Consider the following 15,822-nt stretch of genomic DNA (forward strand, 5'->3'; position numbering starts at 1 on the left):
CGGGTTAAGCCGCCAGCCCTTTCGAACCGATATCCAGGAACTTCTGACGGCGGTCCTTGATCAGGGCTGCCGCGTCTTTCCCATCAAGCTCTTCCAGCATCGAGGCAATTGCAGACCGCACGGCTTCGACCGCCGCCGGGCGGTTGCGATGTGCACCGCCCTTGGGCTCGGTGATGATGTGGTCACAAACGCCCAGCTTGTGCAGATCCTGAGCGGTAAGGCGCAACGCTTCGGCGGCCTCGCGCATTTTTTCGGCATCTTTCCAAAGAATCGACGCGCAGCCTTCGGGCGAAATCACCGAGTAGACCGAATGCTCCAACATCGCTACGCGGTTCGCAGTCGCAAAGGCGACCGCGCCACCAGAACCACCTTCGCCGATGATTACGGACACCAAAGGAACGCCAATCTTTAGGCACATCTCGGTTGAGCGCGCGATCGCCTCGGATTGGCCACGTTCTTCCGCCCCCTTGCCGGGATAGGCACCCGCAGTGTCGATCAGAGTGATCACCGGCAAGCCAAAGCGGCCCGCCATCTCCATCAGGCGCACAGCTTTACGATACCCTTCGGGCCGGGCCATGCCGAAATTGCGTTCAATCCGCGATTTGGTATCGCTGCCTTTTTCGTGGCCAATCACCACGACGGGTTGATCGTTGAACCGCGCCAGACCGCCAATTACCGCCAGATCGTCGGCAAAGTTCCGGTCACCAGCCAGAGGAGTGAATTCGGTGAACAGTGCGTCCACGTAGTCGTTGCAGTGTGGACGTTCAGGATGCCGTGCAACCTGACATTTCCGCCATGGTGTCAGATCGGCATACAGCTCATCCAGAAGCTTGGCGGCCTTGGCATCCAGCGCGGCGGCCTCTTCGGTCACATCCATTTCTTCATTGGCACGGGCCAGCGCGCGCAGCTCTTCAGCTTTGCCTTCGATCTCGGCCAGCGGTTTTTCGAAATCCAGATACTGGGTCATGACGCCTCTCAACGCGGAAGTTCCCTGCTATATGACTAATGCTTGTCCGGGATGCAACTCAGCAAGATTTGTGGTTGTGGAATATGCGATCACCGTTGGGCAAAGTGAAGGAAGGATACTGATGGCTGCCAGCTATGAAGATCGCGTGCTGCGTGTGTTGACCTACATTCATGACAACCCCGCCAGAGACTTGTCTCTGGACGCCCTGGCCGAGGTTGCGGCCATGTCGCGGTTTCACTGGCATCGCGTGTTTCGCGCCATTACTGGCGAGACCTGCGCGCAGGCCACCCGTCGGATACGCCTGCACCGTGCCGCCTGCTGGCTGGTGCAAACAGACAGACCGGTTACGCGGATCGCGACCGACATTGGCTATCCGAACCAAAAATCCTTTGCGCGGGCCTTTTCCGAGGCCTACGGCAGCAGCCCCACCGCGTTTCGACGTGCGGGGCAAATACTGCCAGCCCATCCAATGTTCAAAACCGGAGGATATCCGATGCATCCCGTAACAACCCGAACCGCACCGTCCCGCCGAGTCATAGCGCTGCCACATAAAGGGGCGTATGCCGAGATTGGCCGCAGCTTTGAGGCCTTTGGTGCCCTGTGCGAATCCCGCAAACTGTGGCCGCAAATCGGCCCGATGATCGGGCTGTATCTCGACAGTCCGGACGATGTGCCCGAGGATGAATTGCGCAGTTTTGCAGGTGCTGAATTCTGCGGTGATGATACGCCCGAGGGGATGGAAGACCTTGAAATTCCGGGTGGCAAAACAGCGGTGCTGACCTTCAAGGGCCCTTATTCCGGCCTTCACGGCGCGTATCAGGCATTATTTGGCAATTGGTTGCCCGAGTCTGGCGAAGAACCTGCGGACCATCCGTGTTATGAGATCTATCTCAACGATCCACGAGAAACGGCCCCCGAGGATCTGTTGACCGAAATTTGCCTGCCGCTCAGGTAACCTAATTCGGCCACAGCACCGGATAGAGCGAGGCCACAAGCAGGGCCGCCATCGTCCAGTTGAAAACCAGCAATCGGTGCGGGTTCGTCAGGATTCGCGCCATTTGCTGTCCAAGAACCGTCCAGGTGCTGACCGAGGGCAGGTTGATGGCTCCGAACACCAGCGCGACCAGCAGAATCGCGTTGATCGTTTGGTCGGGCGCATAGGCGGCTGTCGCGGTCAGCGCCATCGCCCAGGCTTTTGGGTTGACCCATTGGAAGGCTGCAGCTTGCAGAAACGTCATCGGGGTGCCCGCAGCATCGACACCTTTAGCGGGCGCTGCATGGGCGATTTTCCATGCCAGATACAGCAGATACAGAACCGAAAGAACTTTCAACACGGTATGACTAATCGGATACCGGTCAAAGACTTGAACCAGACCCGCCCCTACCAGAAGCACCATAAAGGTGAAGCCCAAACCGATACCCAGCATATGCGGGATCGTGCGGCGAAAGCCGAAATTCGCACCCGATGCCATAAGCATAAGATTGTTGGGTCCCGGCGTGATTGACGAGACAAAGGCAAATGCGATCAGGGCCATCAGGATATCGTAGGTCATGGCTGCATTTTCTCGCTGAATCCGGCAAATGAAATTGCGTATTCGTGCGCTCTAAGGTTAATGTTGCAATAAATGGCGAAGATTGATCAGATCAACCAACATATATTGCAAGAGCTTTCGCGGGACGGTCGCATCAGCAACCTCGATCTTGCCGAGCGGGTGGGCCTATCGCCCTCCGCCTGCCTGCGCCGCGTGCAAGAGCTTGAGCGGGCAGGGGTCATTTCTGGCTACCGAGCAGTGCTGAACCCGGCGGCGCTGGGGGTGGGTTTCGTTGCCTATATCGGCGTTGGTCTGGGCGAGCACACAAAAGCGGCGCAGGAAGGGTTCGAAAGGGCCTTGCAACAAGCGCCCGAAGTGGTGGAATGTCACAATATCACCGGCACGATCGAATACCTGCTACGGGTCGAATGTGCCGATTTGCCCTCCTACAAAACCTTCCACACCGAGGTGCTGGGTACACTGCCGCATGTGACCTCGATCACCTCATATGTTGTGATGGGATCGCCCAAGGATATGCGTGCGTGACCATCAAAAAGTGATTTTTAACTATCTTGCGAGGTCAAAGTTCAGCGCCTAGTGTCATCTCAACAGGATCGTCGGCAGGGATTAACCCCGAAGCAGGCGCAAATTCAGGGAGTAGACCATGACATTTTTCCGCACCGGAGCGCTGGTGGCTGCCTTGGCAATGTTTGCCGGCGCTGCGACAGCAGCACCTTTGAAGTTACAGCCAGCTAGCCCTCAGCCCAGCCCAAAAGCCGGCTTGAACGTAAAATACAGTTGGGAAGGTAACCCGCCTCGCAAAATCCAGAACCTCTCGAAGGTCAATCATCTATTGAAGAAGGCAAAGCCGGGTCAGCCCCTCCGAGGTTTGGACTACAGAGACACGAACGAAGGTGATCCTGTCCTGACCTACAATCAGGCGTTCAATGTTGCCGCGGAAATCAGCGGATATATCCGGTTTGATTCACCCGGAGTTTACGAGCTTGAGACCTGGTCGAACGATGGGATTGACGCCTGGGTCGGCGGTCAGCAGATCGGCTATGTCAACGGCCGTCAGGGCTGCGAAGCCAACCAACGCACCGAGGTCGAAGTGCCGCAGGCGGGTTGGTATCCAATCAAAATCAAGTATTTTCAGAAATACGGTACCTCGTGCCTGATGATGAAATCAGGAAAGAAGGGTGAGCGTTTCACATGGACACCAAACAATGTATTTGGACGCTGATCAGATCGATTAGGGCGCTCGGCTGAGCGCCCTTTTTTCTTAGTTACCCGCCGCGATCAATTCCGCCTGTGCCACAATTACCTCGGCCTGTTTGATTGAGGCGATATCGACCAAACGCCCTTTGTAGACAGTCGCGCCTTCACCGTTGGCTTTTGCCTCTTCCATGGCAGCCAGGATCTCGCGCGCTTCGGACACTGCTTCATCCGACGGTGTGAAGACCTGATTGGCCAATACGATTTGCTTGGGGTGGATGGCCCATTTGCCGACCATCCCCAGCGTGGCAGACCGTTTGGCCTGCGCGATATAGCCCTCATCGTCTGAGAAATCGCCAAACGGGCCGTCGACAGGCAGCACGCCATGAGTCCTGCAGGCGGCGACAATTGCGGCCTGCGCCCAGTGCCACGGATCGGACCAGTGCTTCTCACCCTCGCGCAGCATATAGTAGTTTTCCTGCGTACCCCCGATGCCGGTTGTTTGCATGCCCATTGAGGCTGCAAAATCTGCGGCACCAAGGCTCATGGCCTGCAGGCGCCGGGATGAGGCTGCGATTTCTTCGACATGCGCCAGTCCGGCGGCAGATTCGATGATCACTTCGAATGAAATTGGCTTGGTTCGGCCCTTGGCGCGCTCGATCGCGGTGACCAGCGCGTCCACGGCATAGACATCGGCCGCGCAGCCTACCTTGGGGATCATGATCTGATCCAGACGGTCGCCTGCCTGTTCCAGCACATCAACCACGTCACGGTACCAATAGGGTGTATCCAGCCCATTGATCCGAACCGACATGTATTTATTGCCCCAATCAACTGTGTTCAGCGCCTCGATTACGTTAGCGCGAGCGGTATCCTTGTCGGAAGGAGCCACCGAATCTTCTAGATCCAGATTAATGACGTCTGCAGCTGATGCTGCCATCTTGGGAAATAGCTTGGTGTTCGAGCCCGGGCCAAACAGTTGGCAGCGATTGGGCCGGGCCGGAGCGGCAGGTTGGATGCGGAAGCTCATTTGGACCTCATGCGAGTAAGGAAATTGCGTTTAGGGTTGGTCATGGGATATTAAATTGCGCAATGCTGCGCAAGCGTGATTGTGCATATGCGGCAATGCGTATGCAGCATGATTGAAGATACTGGCAAAATGGGGAGCTTAAAGTTTGATCAGTTTAAAAACCTCGAACAATCTTGTGCAAGAAAGCCAAAATACGCAAAAACTTCCCGCTGTGGGCGGGCAGGCAAGAAGAATTTGAGAAACCCTCGTCAAAACGGTTCTTTAGCTTAAGCCAGAATCAAAGGAGTGCACCGCAATGATCGAGACACCGTACCTGTTGTTTTTGGGCGATGCGCCCGACTTGTTGGCGGCCAAAGTGGCCATTGGTATCCGGGACTGGCGTCCTGAGAATGCCGTGGGTCAAATAAGGCTGGATGGTTGCAAGACTGATTTGGGTCTTACCGAAATGACACTTGCCGAAGGTAAAGCTGCTGGTGCCAAGACTCTTGTCATTGGTGTTGCCAACCGGGGTGGGGTCATCAGTGAGGCCTGGAAAGAGGTTCTGATCGCAGCGTTGGAAATGGGTTATGATCTGGCGTCGGGCCTACACAACCTGCTGCGCGACGAAGGCGATCTGGTTGCTGCGGCGCAGACTCACGGCTGCACATTGCACGACGTCCGTGTACCGACCGTAGGATATCCTATCGCAAACGGCCGCAAGCGTACTGGTAAGCGGTGCCTGGCCGTTGGAACCGACTGCTCTGCCGGCAAGATGTACACTGCGATGTCCATGGACGCTGAAATGCGCAAACGCGGCATGAAATCCACCTTCCGGGCCACCGGTCAGACCGGAATTCTGGTCACGGGTCAGGGCGTTCCGCTGGATGCGGTTATCGCCGATTTCATGGCGGGATCCGTTGAGTATTTGACACCGGACAACGATCCGGATCACTGGGATCACATCGAAGGGCAGGGCTCGTTGTTCCATGTGTCCTATTCTGGCGTGACCATGGCGCTGATTCATGGCGGTCAGCCCGACGCGCTGATCCTGTGCCACGAGCCGACCCGGACCCATATGCGAGGATTGCCTGAGTATTCGCTGCCGACGCTGGAGCAGTTGCGCGACACAGCGCTGCAGCTGGCGCGTGTTGCTAACCCGGAATGCCAGGTTGCGGGCGTGTCGATCAACACCCAGCATCTGAGCGAAGACGACGCACACGCATACATCGCCAAGGTTGAGACCGAGATGGGTATCCCAGCAACCGATCCTTACCGGTTTGGTGCCGGTAAACTGGTGGATGCGCTGGCCGCACTGTGATCTAAGCAGGTTGCCGATCGCCCCTTGCTGTCGGCAACAGACATCACTTTCGATGAAAGGTTGAACGCGTGCAGATTGACGTTTCCCGCGATGTATTTCGGCTGGCGCAGGTATTCACTATCTCGCGCGGCTCACGGACTGAGGCAAAGGTCCTGACGGTTCGGATCTCGGATGGTGTGCATCATGGTTGGGGCGAGTGCGTGCCCTATGCGCGCTATGACGAAACGCTGGATTCAGTCGAGGCCGAGATCGCCGGCCTGCCCGACGTATTCTCTCGCTATTCCCTGATGGATCTGCTGCCTGCCGGCGCGGCTCGGAATGCAGTGGATTGCGCGCTTTGGGACCTTGAGGCGAAACGCTCCGGCAAACGGGCGTGGGAGCTGGCGGAACTTGCCGCACCGGGGCCTGAAGTTACGGCCTATACTCTTTCCCTGGACACTCCCGAGGCAATGCAGGCACAGGCGGCAGAAAATGCGTTACGACCCTTGTTGAAGATCAAACTTGGTACACCGGACGACATGCCCCGGCTTGAGGCTGTGCGGGCTGGTGCGCCGGACTCCAAAATCATTATCGACGCCAATGAAGGTTGGTCTGCTGAAGTGTACGCCGATCTTGCGCCGCATCTTGTGCGACTGGGCGTTTCTCTGGTTGAACAACCTCTGCCAGCCGGTGAGGATGATGCACTGATCGGCATGGATCGTCCGGTGCCGGTATGTGCCGACGAATCCTGTCACGATCGGGCCAGCTTGCCTGCGCTAAAAGGCAAATATGATGTGGTGAACATCAAACTCGACAAGACCGGCGGTCTGACCGAGGCGCTGGAGCTGCGCAAGGCCGCGCTGGCCGAGGGCTATGGCATCATGGTCGGATGCATGGTTGGAAGTTCGCTGGCCATGGCACCTGCAACGCTGGTGGCGCAGGGCGCGATGGTGACGGACCTTGACGGACCGCTTTTGTTGGCAGAAGACCGCGACACACCCCTGATTTTTGATGACGCCGGAGTGCATCCGCCCAAAGCGGCACTTTGGGGCTGAGGAGAAGAACATGACCCGCACCGTTTATGTGAATGGCGAATACCTGCCTGAAACCGAGGCAAGCGTCTCGATCTTTGATCGGGGTTTCTTGTTTGCAGACGCCGTCTATGAAGTAACCAGTGTGCTGGATGGTAAGCTGGTCGATTTCGAAGGCCACGCGGTGCGGCTGAAACGCTCGCTGGACGAGTTACAGATGGCTGAACCCTGCAGCAAAGAAGAACTTCTGGAAATCCATCGCAAACTGGTCGAGCTGAACGACATCGAAGAAGGTCTGATCTATCTACAGGTTTCGCGCGGCAGTGACGGCGACCGGGATTTTGTGTTTCCGTCAGCGGATACCAAGCCTACGCTTGTTCTGTTCACGCAGAATAAGCCAGGTCTGGCCGACAGCCCCGCGTCGAAGAAAGGGGCCAAGGTTATTTCGATCGACGACATCCGATGGGGCCGACGCGATATCAAAACCGTACAGTTGCTGTATCCGTCCATGGGCAAGATGATGGCGAAAGCGGCTGGCTGTGACGATGCCTGGTTGGTTGAAGACGGCTATGTCACCGAAGGCACCAGCAACAACGCCTATTTCGTCAAGAACGGCAAGATCGTCACCCGCCCGCTGTCCAACGACATTCTGCACGGCATCACCCGCAAGGCGGTTCTGCGCATGGCAGCCGAGGCGCAGATGGAGATTGAGGAGCGCCTGTTCACCATCGACGAGGCGAAGGAGGCGGATGAGGCCTTCACCACTTCGGCCAGCGCCTTTGTCATGCCGGTTGTTGAGATTGATGGTGTGGCACTGGGTGATGGCACGCCGGGCCCGATTGCCAAACGCCTTCGCGAGATCTATCTGGACGAAAGCCGAAAGGCTGCAATCTAAACCAAATGCCCGCCAGTATGGCGGGCATTTTTCGTTTTCGGGGCGTCAGCCTTTTTTCGTGACGTTCTCTTCAAACGCGACCTTGAAGGCGGCTTGTTTCTCGGCGTTCGCTTCGGTCTGGTAGTTGGCCTTCCACTCATCCATGGTCATGCCATAGAAAATCTCGCGCGCTTCGTTTTTGTCCATGTCGATGCCCTTGGCATTGGCGGCTTCCTGATACCAGCGCGACAGGCAATTGCGGCAGAACCCGGTCAGATTCATCATATCGATGTTCTGTACGTCGGTGCGATCCTGCATCAGATGCTGCTGCAAACGGCGAAACGCTGCGGCCTGAAGTTCGATTTCGGTTTGCTTGTCCATTGTCGGGCTCCGAATGATTGTCTTGCGTTCTGGACCTGACCTAGCAATCCGTGGGCCATGTTACAACGAACAGTAGAGGCCCTAAGGCCCCTTGGAACGTCAGGTTTGGATGCTCTATGTCAGTTTGAGGGCCAGCCACGGCACAAGGCAAAAAATGATTGTCAGGATTTTGTAGTTCGCAAGATATCTGAAATAGGCCCTCTTTACGTCGGCCCGCTCCATTTGGAACATTCTGCCATGCACGCCTGCAATCCAGTCCTGCATGATGAGGATCATAAGTGTGCTGAACAACAAAACAGCGATGTTAAGGGCGGTCATCCAGCCGAAGACAGTTGTCAGGAATTCCTGAGTCATGGTCGTCTCCTTTCCCTTAATATATGGGTGTCAGTATATTGGCTCACAATATTTCGAGGATCGGAAGCGGCATGAAGTGACCTTACGTCATAGTCCGCTATCGTTCAGTGCATCCTGCAGAATAACGGCCAATCGTTCGGCCCAGCTGCGTTGCCCGTCATGATCCGCAATCAGATCATTACGCAGCTCGATCAGTGCATTAGGACGGCCGAAACTGCTGCAATGCTTGTCGATCGCATCGCCGGGTAGCACTCCTGTATAGGGTTCATTTACCCCAACGCACAGATCATCCTCGGCGTTCAACCGGTTGATCAGCGGGCGCGAGAACCGCTCATCCGGTGTGTGCAAGACGCCGATGTGCCACGGCCGAGGATCGCGGCCACGGAGCTGGCGCGTAAAGGAATGCATCGAGATGATGACCGCATGCGGCAGGGCCGCAAGCTGTGCCAGCGCATCGTGATAGGGCCGGTAACACATATTTAGACGACGCTCACGCTCGGTCGCATCTGCGTGTCGGTTACCGGGGATGATCGAACCGTCATAGAGCTTCATCAGCAGCGTCGGATCGTCCTCGCCCCGGTTGGGGTCAATTACGAGGCGCGAGAAGTTGGCTGCGATTACGGGGGCGTTCAGGACCTCACCCAGATGCTTTGAGACCTCGTAGGCGCCCACGTCATAAGCGATATGGCGTTCCATATCTTCGCGCGGCAGGCCCAGGTCTCCGCCGTTGATATCGGGCGGCACCATGTTGGTTGCATGGTCACAGGTAATCAGCCAACGCGACGAGCGATCCGCGCCGTGAACAAAAAACGGAGAGTATGTCATGAGCCTGTCATCTTGTTTGCCGCAGGTGTAGGACAGTTGCGTTGGAAAGGGAATTGCGCAATAAGCAGCCTGAGCAATGTTTGCGGTAACATTTACGCGTTTGAGGAGAGCCTGATCAATGCGACGCCTGAGAAATGTGAAAATCGTGGCGACGCTGGGACCGGCGTCCAATGACTATGACACCATCCGTGCGCTGCATGAGGCCGGGGCCGATGTATTCCGGCTGAACATGAGCCATGGCAGCCACGATGAGATTCGCGAGAGGCACCGTATAATCCGGCAGATCGAAAAGGATCTGGAAAGCCCGATCGCGATTCTGGCTGATCTGCAGGGGCCAAAGCTGCGCGTTGGCGTGTTTGCAAATGATGCGGAAGAACTGGAGGAGGGCGCCGCATTCCGTCTGGATCTTGATCCGGCAGCCGGGGATATCACCCGGGTCTGCCTGCCACATCCCGAAATTTTTGCCGCATTGGAGCCAGGTGCGCGCCTGCTGGTCAATGACGGAAAGATTCGTCTGATCGTGCAGGATTGCGGTCAGGATTTTGCACATTGCACGGTCGAAGTCGGTGGCACGATTTCGAACCGCAAGGGTGTGAACGTGCCTGACGTGGTGCTGCCATTGGCAGCGCTGTCGGCCAAGGATCGCGACGATCTGGAATTTGTCTGCCAACTGGGTGTGGACTGGTTGGCGCTGAGCTTCGTTCAGCGTGCCAAGGATGTGTTCGAGGCGCGCGCACTGGCGGATGGCCGAGCATCGATCTTGTCCAAGATCGAAAAACCTGCTGCGGTCGAAGCTTTTGACGATATCCTTGACGCCTCAGACGGGATCATGGTTGCGCGGGGTGATCTGGGCGTCGAACTGCCTGTTTCGGCAGTCCCCCCGATCCAAAAACGTCTGGTGCGTAAATGCCGTACAGCCGCGAAGCCTGTGATTGTCGCAACCCAGATGCTGGAAAGCATGATCGAAAGCCCAATGCCCACACGGGCCGAGGTTTCAGACGTGGCCACCGCGATCTACGAGGGTACCGATGCAATCATGCTGAGTGCTGAATCGGCTGCTGGTTCTTATCCCATCGAGGCGGTTCAGACGATGAACAAGGTTGCCATCGAAGTTGAAGCTGACCCAACCTACACTCAAATTATTGCCGCGTCGCGTACCGCCAAGGGTACGACCATCGCTGATGGTATCGTGGCTGCGGCACGCGAGATTGCTGAAAAGACTGACATCAAAGCCATCTGCTGCTTCACTCAAAGCGGGACCACCGCCTTGCTCACCGCCCGTGAGCGTCCCGGTGTGCCTATCATCGCGATGACCCCCGCCACCGGCACCGCCCGCAGGCTTTGCCTGAGCTGGGGTTGTCATTGCGTCTTAACCCCTGAACAAGAGCGGTTCAAAGGTGCGGTCGTCAGCGCCGCTCGCGCCGCCCGTTCGGGTGGTTTCGCCGCTGAAACTGATCAGATTGTGGTCACCGCCGGCGTCCCTTTCAATGTTCCTGGCACCACCAACATCTTACGTATCGCCCCTTGTGATGAACGGCTGATCTACAACACTGATCCGGGCTAAGCCCGGATCACCACTACTAATTTCAGTTTGATACCAAGCGTATGCCTAATATTTGGGCATATAATAATATTTATTTACAGTACCTTAGAAGTTTGAGGGTTGTATCCAGCAATAATCTCTCTGTTTTTGCGTGTTTTTTCGGGATACTTGCCCTTAGGGCGGTCTACTCAAGCAAGTTCCAGGTTCCGGCTGCCCTGCCGGGGGCGAGGGCCCCGGCCAAAGCAACAATAACGGAGGAACGGCATGACAACGAAAATTGTCATAGGACTGGACGGGACAGAAACCGGAGAACGCGCGATCGCCTTTGCCAAAGACTTGGCCGGGCGTATCGGTTCATGCGAGCTTCTGGCGGTTTACGTCATCGAATGGTCTCCTTTCACATTCCAGACACCAGAAGAGAACGCCCTACGCCACAAACGGCGCGAAGAAGAGGTTGCGTTAGCTACGTCACGGATCATCGAGCCAGCGGTTGAAGCGTTGAAGGCTGCAGGATTCGAGGCGCGCGGCATCGTCCGTCACGGAGATGTGGCGGAAACGCTGAATGCAATCACGGTTGAAAACGGTGGCTCCCAGATCGTTGTGGGTCGGGCCTCGGCAGATGGGTTTAAAAAACGCCTGTTTGGCAGTTCGACCCAGAACCTTGTCATGCACGCCGATGTTCCGGTTACGGTCGTGAACTGAGGGGAGAGATTATGATGAATATTCAGAACAAACTGAGTCTGGCAGCACTTGCCGCTCTGGTTGCGAGCCCCACTGCCGCACAGGAGGCGGTCGGTTTGGACGATAAAATCAACCAGGCCTTTGCTGATTTCACCGGGCCTTTCGTCAGCTTTATTTTTGCCCCGTTTCCGGGCACCGGGTTCCCTTGGATCGTGGGTTGGCTGGTCATCGCCGCGACCGTCTTCACGCTTTATTTTGCCTTTGTACAATTGCGTTTCTTCGGTCATGCTATCAGCCTTGTGAAAGGTGACTATTCTGATCCCAATGATGCGGGTGAAGTTAGCCACTTTCAGGCGCTGGCAACGGCGCTGTCCGGTACAGTTGGCCTCGGTAATATTGCTGGTGTTGCGGTCGCCGTCGGTATCGGCGGGCCAGGTGCAACTTTCTGGATGATTGTCGCGGGCCTGTTGGGCATGGCGTCGAAATTCACCGAATGTACGCTGGGTGTGAAGTACCGCAACGAATATGATGACGGCACCGTTTCTGGTGGTCCAATGTATTATATGTCGAAAGGGTTCAACGAACTGGGCCTGCCGGGCGGTAAAATTCTGGCCGTTCTGTTCTCGATCTTCTGCATCCTTGGCGCGCTTGGTGGGGGCAATATGTTCCAGGCCAATCAGGCGCATCAGCAGATCGCAGGCATCGTCGGAGATTACCCGGGCTGGATCACTGGACTGGTCTTTGCAGGCATCGTCTTTGCAGTGATCGTGGGCGGCCTGAAATCCATCGCGCGCGTGACTGAGAAAGTCGTTCCTTTCATGGGCGTGATGTATGTGGCCGCGGCGCTGGTGATCATCCTGATGAACGCGGATCAGATCGGTTGGGCCTTTGGCCAAATCTTCGCGGGAGCCTTCACCGGTCTTGGTGTTGCTGGCGGTATGGTCGGCGCATTGATCCAGGGCTTCCGGCGTGCGGCGTTCTCGAACGAAGCGGGCGTTGGTTCTGCGGCGATTGCCCACTCGGCGGTTCGCACCAAAGAACCGATCACCGAAGGGTTCGTGTCGCTGCTGGAGCCGTTCATTGATACGGTTGTGATCTGTACCATGACCGCGTTGGTGATCATTATCACGCAGCAGCTGATCGTCGATCCGGAGACCGGAAACTATATGCTGAACGAAGCCGGTAATGCCATCGCAACGGTTGACGGAAACTCGGGCGTCAGCCTGACTTCAGCCGCCTTTGGCAGCGCGTTCAGTTGGTTCCCTTACGTTTTGGCAATCGCAGTAGTTCTGTTCGCCTTCTCGACCATGATCAGCTGGTCCTACTACGGCCTCAAGGCCTGGACCTACCTGTTCGGTGAGGGTCACACCAAGGAACTGGTGTTCAAGGTCATCTTCTGCATCTTCGTAGTCATCGGTGCAGCGGCCAACCTTGGCCCCGTTATCGACTTCTCGGATGCGGCGATCTTTGCCATGGCGGTTGTGAACGTCTTCGCGCTCTACTTCCTGATGAAAGTGGTACGTCAGGAACTGGCATCTTATGCCGAGCGTTTGAAGAGCGGTGAAATCCGCAAATTCGAACATTAATCCAAACCACCGGGGCGGCGCGCGTCGCCCCGGTGCCTAGCCAGCCTGCAAAAAGCGCAGATTCTGGCCCAAACCCCCTTGCCAGTATGACCGAACTTGCGTAAACGGCGCTTCTGATCGCGTGACCGGCCGAGATGGCATGCCGAGTCGCGTCTGAAACCGAACCCCGAAAGGAGACGGAAATGCCTAAGATGAAGACAAAGTCGAGCGCCAAAAAGCGCTTTAAGGTGACTGCGACCGGTAAGGTCCTTGCTGGCCAGGCCGGCAAACGGCACGGCATGATCAAGCGGACCAAGAAATTCATCCGCGACGCCCGTGGCAACACCACCCTGTCCGCCCCCGACGCCAAGATCGTCAAGGGCTACATGCCCTACGACCGCTAAGAGGAGATTAAGAGATGTCCCGCGTTAAAGGTGGAACCGTAACTCACGCCCGTCACAAGAAGGTCATCAAGGCTGCCAAAGGTTACTATGGCCGCCGCAAGAGCACCTTCAAGGTTGCCCGTCAGGCCGTAGACAAGGCCAACCAGTACGCAACCCGCGACCGCAAGAACCGCAAGCGCAACTTCCGCGCGCTGTGGATCCAGCGTATCAACGCCGCTGTCCGTTCGCATGACGAGGCACTGACATATTCCCGCTTCATTAACGGCCTGAACCTGGCCGGTATCGAAGTGGACCGCAAAGTTCTGGCTGACCTGGCTGTGCACGAACCGGAAGCGTTCGGCGCGATCGTCGCCAAAGCACAGGCCGCGCTGGCTGCCTGAACCTCTTTCGAGAGACAGTGAATGAAAGGCCGTCCCAGTTGGGACGGCCTTTTTTTGAATCCGTAACGGGTGTCGATTGCGCCAGTTTGCCAAATTGAGCTTTCTAGGGCGACGAAGATAGATATCTCACCGCCTCCAACATCCTGGGCTGAATTGTACTGCAGACAACGCACCAAGCTCCGGCATCAGGGTGCAATGGTTGATGCGAGCGATCCAATCCGCCTTGAGAAATGGTAGTGTGCAACGCCCGTGAAATGCCGTGAATTCAGTGGGATGATTTTATGAGATCGTTCAGACCATGGCAGGCATCGCAGGTGATGCCCGGTATGGGTGGCGGAGACGAAGGGATTCGAACCCTCGAGACGGTTTCCCGCCTACTCCCTTAGCAGGGGAGCGCCTTCGACCACTCGGCCACGTCTCCGCTGGCCGGTATATCCTTGCCTGTCATCCAGATACAAGGCGATTTTCTATGTCTGGAAAATTTTTCTGAATACCGATGATCAAACCCACAAGAAGGAGCGCTGGGGCTACCGGAAGCAGGGGTGCGAAACCCCCGAAATGCTGAAAAACATGCAAAACCTTGCCAACTCCACCTGTTCTGGCGCATATTTGTCTAGTTTTAAGGCTCTAATAACTATTCAGATTTAGCTTTCTGAGGCGACAGATATCGGGCGTGGGGTGTTTGGCACCCTGGTAGGTACCTTTTGGGGGAAGGGGACTTGGGTTTGGCCTGGTTGAAATTGTTTTGTGTTTTCTTGGTTCTAGCGACGCTGCCTGCGTCGGCCATCGCATCAATCGGAAAAGTGCTCAGTGCTAAACCGGGCGCGGATATTATCCGGGCCGGTAAAAAGATACGCTTGCGTGAAGGGATGGATGTTATTTCAGGCGATACTATTTCGACCGACAGATCAGGGGTGGTTCAATTGGTGTTCGTAGATGAAACCAAGATCGCGGTTGGTCCGAACGCGCGAATGATCCTGGATGTCTCGATGCTGCGAGGCAATCGGAAGGCAAAAAACTTCACCGTGCAGGCGCTGGGCGGCAGTTTCCGTTTCATTTCGGGCAAAAGCAGAAAGCGCGCTTACTCGATCAAAACGCCCGATGCCACCATGGCCGTGCGGGGAACGACATTTGATATGTGGATTACATCCGGCAGCCAAAGCGCGATGCTGGTTATCGAGGGCACCGTTCAGATGTGCGGCCGACGCGGGTCGTGCCGGTCGGCAAGCCGACAGTGCAGTCTCTTTGCGACCGGTTCGGGCGGTCAGGTGGGGCGCCCGATAGATCAGGAGCAGTATGACAAAGCGCTAAAAGGTGGTTTCCCCTTCATACGCTCGCAAACGCAACTGCTGCCACCGTTTCGGGTGAGTGCAGAAGGGTGTTCGGGCAGACAGGCTCAGGCCCCAAAGATTGAATCTGAAAGGCCAGAGCGGCGCGAAGCGCGGCGGCAAACGGAACAAGGTCGTTCTGAGGTGTCGGCGGCCCGCGAAAGCGGGCGATCCGAAGCGCCAGACCGGGCCTCTGCCAGCGCCGAAGGGCGTTCCGGGACATCAGCGCGCGCAGGTGTAAGCGCCTCGGGTGAAACGAGAACATCCGTAAACGCATCCAGTGGAGATAGCGGTGGATCGGGTGTCAGGGCAACGGCGACGGCAGGTAACGCTTCAGCGATAGCTGGTTGGTAGCATCAGGTTACATATATTTTCATGTTCCCCTACGCCTGGAAGGTGAACGTGGTGGGTAAGATAAGAGACAAAATTGGGCATC

General features: G+C 56.5%; 18 protein-coding genes and 1 tRNA gene. 12 read left to right on the forward strand and 7 right to left on the reverse strand.

The window, feature by feature from the left end; all coding sequences use genetic code 11:
* Nucleotides 1-4 precede the first annotated feature (4 nt).
* Nucleotides 5-967 (reverse strand): acetyl-CoA carboxylase carboxyltransferase subunit alpha, encoded by a 963-nt coding sequence (locus ACR0BT_RS13245; RefSeq protein ID WP_170423571.1) that lies wholly within the window; start codon nt 965-967, stop codon nt 5-7.
* A 121-nt stretch (nt 968-1,088) separates the two neighbouring features.
* Here ACR0BT_RS13245 and ACR0BT_RS13250 point away from each other — a divergent pair, with 121 nt between their 5' ends.
* Nucleotides 1,089-1,922 carry an AraC family transcriptional regulator gene (locus tag ACR0BT_RS13250; RefSeq protein ID WP_480763352.1) on the forward strand — a complete coding sequence of 278 codons (834 nt, stop codon included), beginning with the start codon at nt 1,089-1,091 and terminating at the stop codon, nt 1,920-1,922.
* 1 nt (nt 1,923) lies between these two features.
* On the opposite strand, the gene ACR0BT_RS13255 is transcribed toward ACR0BT_RS13250, so the two are convergent.
* Nucleotides 1,924-2,520 carry a LysE family translocator gene (locus tag ACR0BT_RS13255; protein WP_480763353.1) on the reverse strand — a complete coding sequence of 199 codons (597 nt, stop codon included), beginning with the start codon at nt 2,518-2,520 and terminating at the stop codon, nt 1,924-1,926.
* A gap of 72 nt (nt 2,521-2,592) precedes the next feature.
* On the opposite strand from ACR0BT_RS13255, the gene ACR0BT_RS13260 reads away from it, so the two are divergent.
* Nucleotides 2,593-3,045, forward strand: a complete 453-nt coding sequence (locus ACR0BT_RS13260) for an Lrp/AsnC family transcriptional regulator (RefSeq protein WP_170401994.1) — start codon at nt 2,593-2,595, stop codon at nt 3,043-3,045.
* 118 nt (nt 3,046-3,163) lie between these two features.
* Nucleotides 3,164-3,742 carry a PA14 domain-containing protein gene (locus ACR0BT_RS13265; protein WP_170395568.1) on the forward strand — a complete coding sequence of 193 codons (579 nt, stop codon included), beginning with the start codon at nt 3,164-3,166 and terminating at the stop codon, nt 3,740-3,742.
* A gap of 39 nt (nt 3,743-3,781) precedes the next feature.
* On the opposite strand, the gene ACR0BT_RS13270 is transcribed toward ACR0BT_RS13265, so the two are convergent.
* Nucleotides 3,782-4,744, reverse strand: coding sequence for an L-malyl-CoA/beta-methylmalyl-CoA lyase (locus ACR0BT_RS13270; RefSeq protein ID WP_480763354.1), 963 nt, complete (start codon nt 4,742-4,744; stop codon nt 3,782-3,784).
* A 295-nt stretch (nt 4,745-5,039) separates the two neighbouring features.
* Between ACR0BT_RS13270 and dgcN the strand changes: the two genes are divergently transcribed.
* From dgcN to ACR0BT_RS13285, 3 genes are all read left to right on the forward strand, one after another.
* Nucleotides 5,040-6,041 (forward strand): N-acetyltransferase DgcN, encoded by a 1,002-nt coding sequence (dgcN, locus tag ACR0BT_RS13275; RefSeq protein ID WP_480763355.1) that lies wholly within the window; start codon nt 5,040-5,042, stop codon nt 6,039-6,041.
* Between the two features lie 68 nt (nt 6,042-6,109).
* The gene (gene dgcA, locus ACR0BT_RS13280; protein WP_480763357.1) at nt 6,110-7,075 is read left to right on the forward strand and encodes an N-acetyl-D-Glu racemase DgcA; all 966 of its coding nucleotides are present in this window, start codon (nt 6,110-6,112) and stop codon (nt 7,073-7,075) included.
* A 10-nt stretch (nt 7,076-7,085) separates the two neighbouring features.
* Nucleotides 7,086-7,946 (forward strand): D-amino-acid transaminase, encoded by an 861-nt coding sequence (locus ACR0BT_RS13285; protein ID WP_170395576.1) that lies wholly within the window; start codon nt 7,086-7,088, stop codon nt 7,944-7,946.
* Between the two features lie 45 nt (nt 7,947-7,991).
* Here ACR0BT_RS13285 and ACR0BT_RS13290 read toward each other — a convergent pair whose 3' ends face one another.
* The 3 genes from ACR0BT_RS13290 to ACR0BT_RS13300 form a co-directional block, all read right to left on the reverse strand.
* Complete coding sequence (locus ACR0BT_RS13290; protein ID WP_170395578.1) at nt 7,992-8,306, reverse strand: DUF1244 domain-containing protein; 315 nt, start codon at nt 8,304-8,306, stop codon at nt 7,992-7,994.
* A 114-nt stretch (nt 8,307-8,420) separates the two neighbouring features.
* Nucleotides 8,421-8,660: a DUF6868 family protein gene (locus ACR0BT_RS13295; RefSeq protein WP_480562777.1), complete on the reverse strand. Its 240-nt coding sequence runs from the start codon at nt 8,658-8,660 to the stop codon at nt 8,421-8,423.
* Nucleotides 8,661-8,747: 87 nt separating this feature from the next.
* Nucleotides 8,748-9,485: an N-formylglutamate amidohydrolase gene (locus tag ACR0BT_RS13300; RefSeq protein ID WP_480763358.1), complete on the reverse strand. Its 738-nt coding sequence runs from the start codon at nt 9,483-9,485 to the stop codon at nt 8,748-8,750.
* A 118-nt stretch (nt 9,486-9,603) separates the two neighbouring features.
* Here ACR0BT_RS13300 and pyk point away from each other — a divergent pair, with 118 nt between their 5' ends.
* The 5 genes from pyk to rplT all read left to right on the forward strand — a co-directional run bounded on the left by pyk (nt 9,604) and on the right by rplT (nt 14,058).
* A complete protein-coding gene (gene pyk / locus ACR0BT_RS13305; RefSeq protein ID WP_170395584.1) occupies nt 9,604-11,049 on the forward strand; it encodes a pyruvate kinase in 1,446 nt (481 codons plus the stop codon).
* A 243-nt stretch (nt 11,050-11,292) separates the two neighbouring features.
* Nucleotides 11,293-11,730, forward strand: a complete 438-nt coding sequence (locus ACR0BT_RS13310; RefSeq protein WP_170395586.1) for a universal stress protein — start codon at nt 11,293-11,295, stop codon at nt 11,728-11,730.
* A 14-nt stretch (nt 11,731-11,744) separates the two neighbouring features.
* A complete protein-coding gene (locus tag ACR0BT_RS13315) occupies nt 11,745-13,295 on the forward strand; it encodes an alanine/glycine:cation symporter family protein (protein ID WP_170465878.1) in 1,551 nt (516 codons plus the stop codon).
* Nucleotides 13,296-13,477: 182 nt separating this feature from the next.
* Nucleotides 13,478-13,678, forward strand: coding sequence for a 50S ribosomal protein L35 (gene rpmI / locus ACR0BT_RS13320; protein ID WP_010443552.1), 201 nt, complete (start codon nt 13,478-13,480; stop codon nt 13,676-13,678).
* Between the two features lie 14 nt (nt 13,679-13,692).
* A complete protein-coding gene (gene rplT, locus ACR0BT_RS13325; protein ID WP_008756009.1) occupies nt 13,693-14,058 on the forward strand; it encodes a 50S ribosomal protein L20 in 366 nt (121 codons plus the stop codon).
* A 331-nt stretch (nt 14,059-14,389) separates the two neighbouring features.
* On the opposite strand, the gene ACR0BT_RS13330 is transcribed toward rplT, so the two are convergent.
* A tRNA-Ser gene (locus tag ACR0BT_RS13330) sits at nt 14,390-14,479 on the reverse strand.
* Between the two features lie 334 nt (nt 14,480-14,813).
* Between ACR0BT_RS13330 and ACR0BT_RS13335 the strand changes: the two genes are divergently transcribed.
* A complete protein-coding gene (locus ACR0BT_RS13335) occupies nt 14,814-15,740 on the forward strand; it encodes a FecR family protein (protein WP_480763359.1) in 927 nt (308 codons plus the stop codon).
* Nucleotides 15,741-15,822 lie beyond the last annotated feature (82 nt).

The organism is Ruegeria sp. CJ6, from assembly GCF_056536665.1.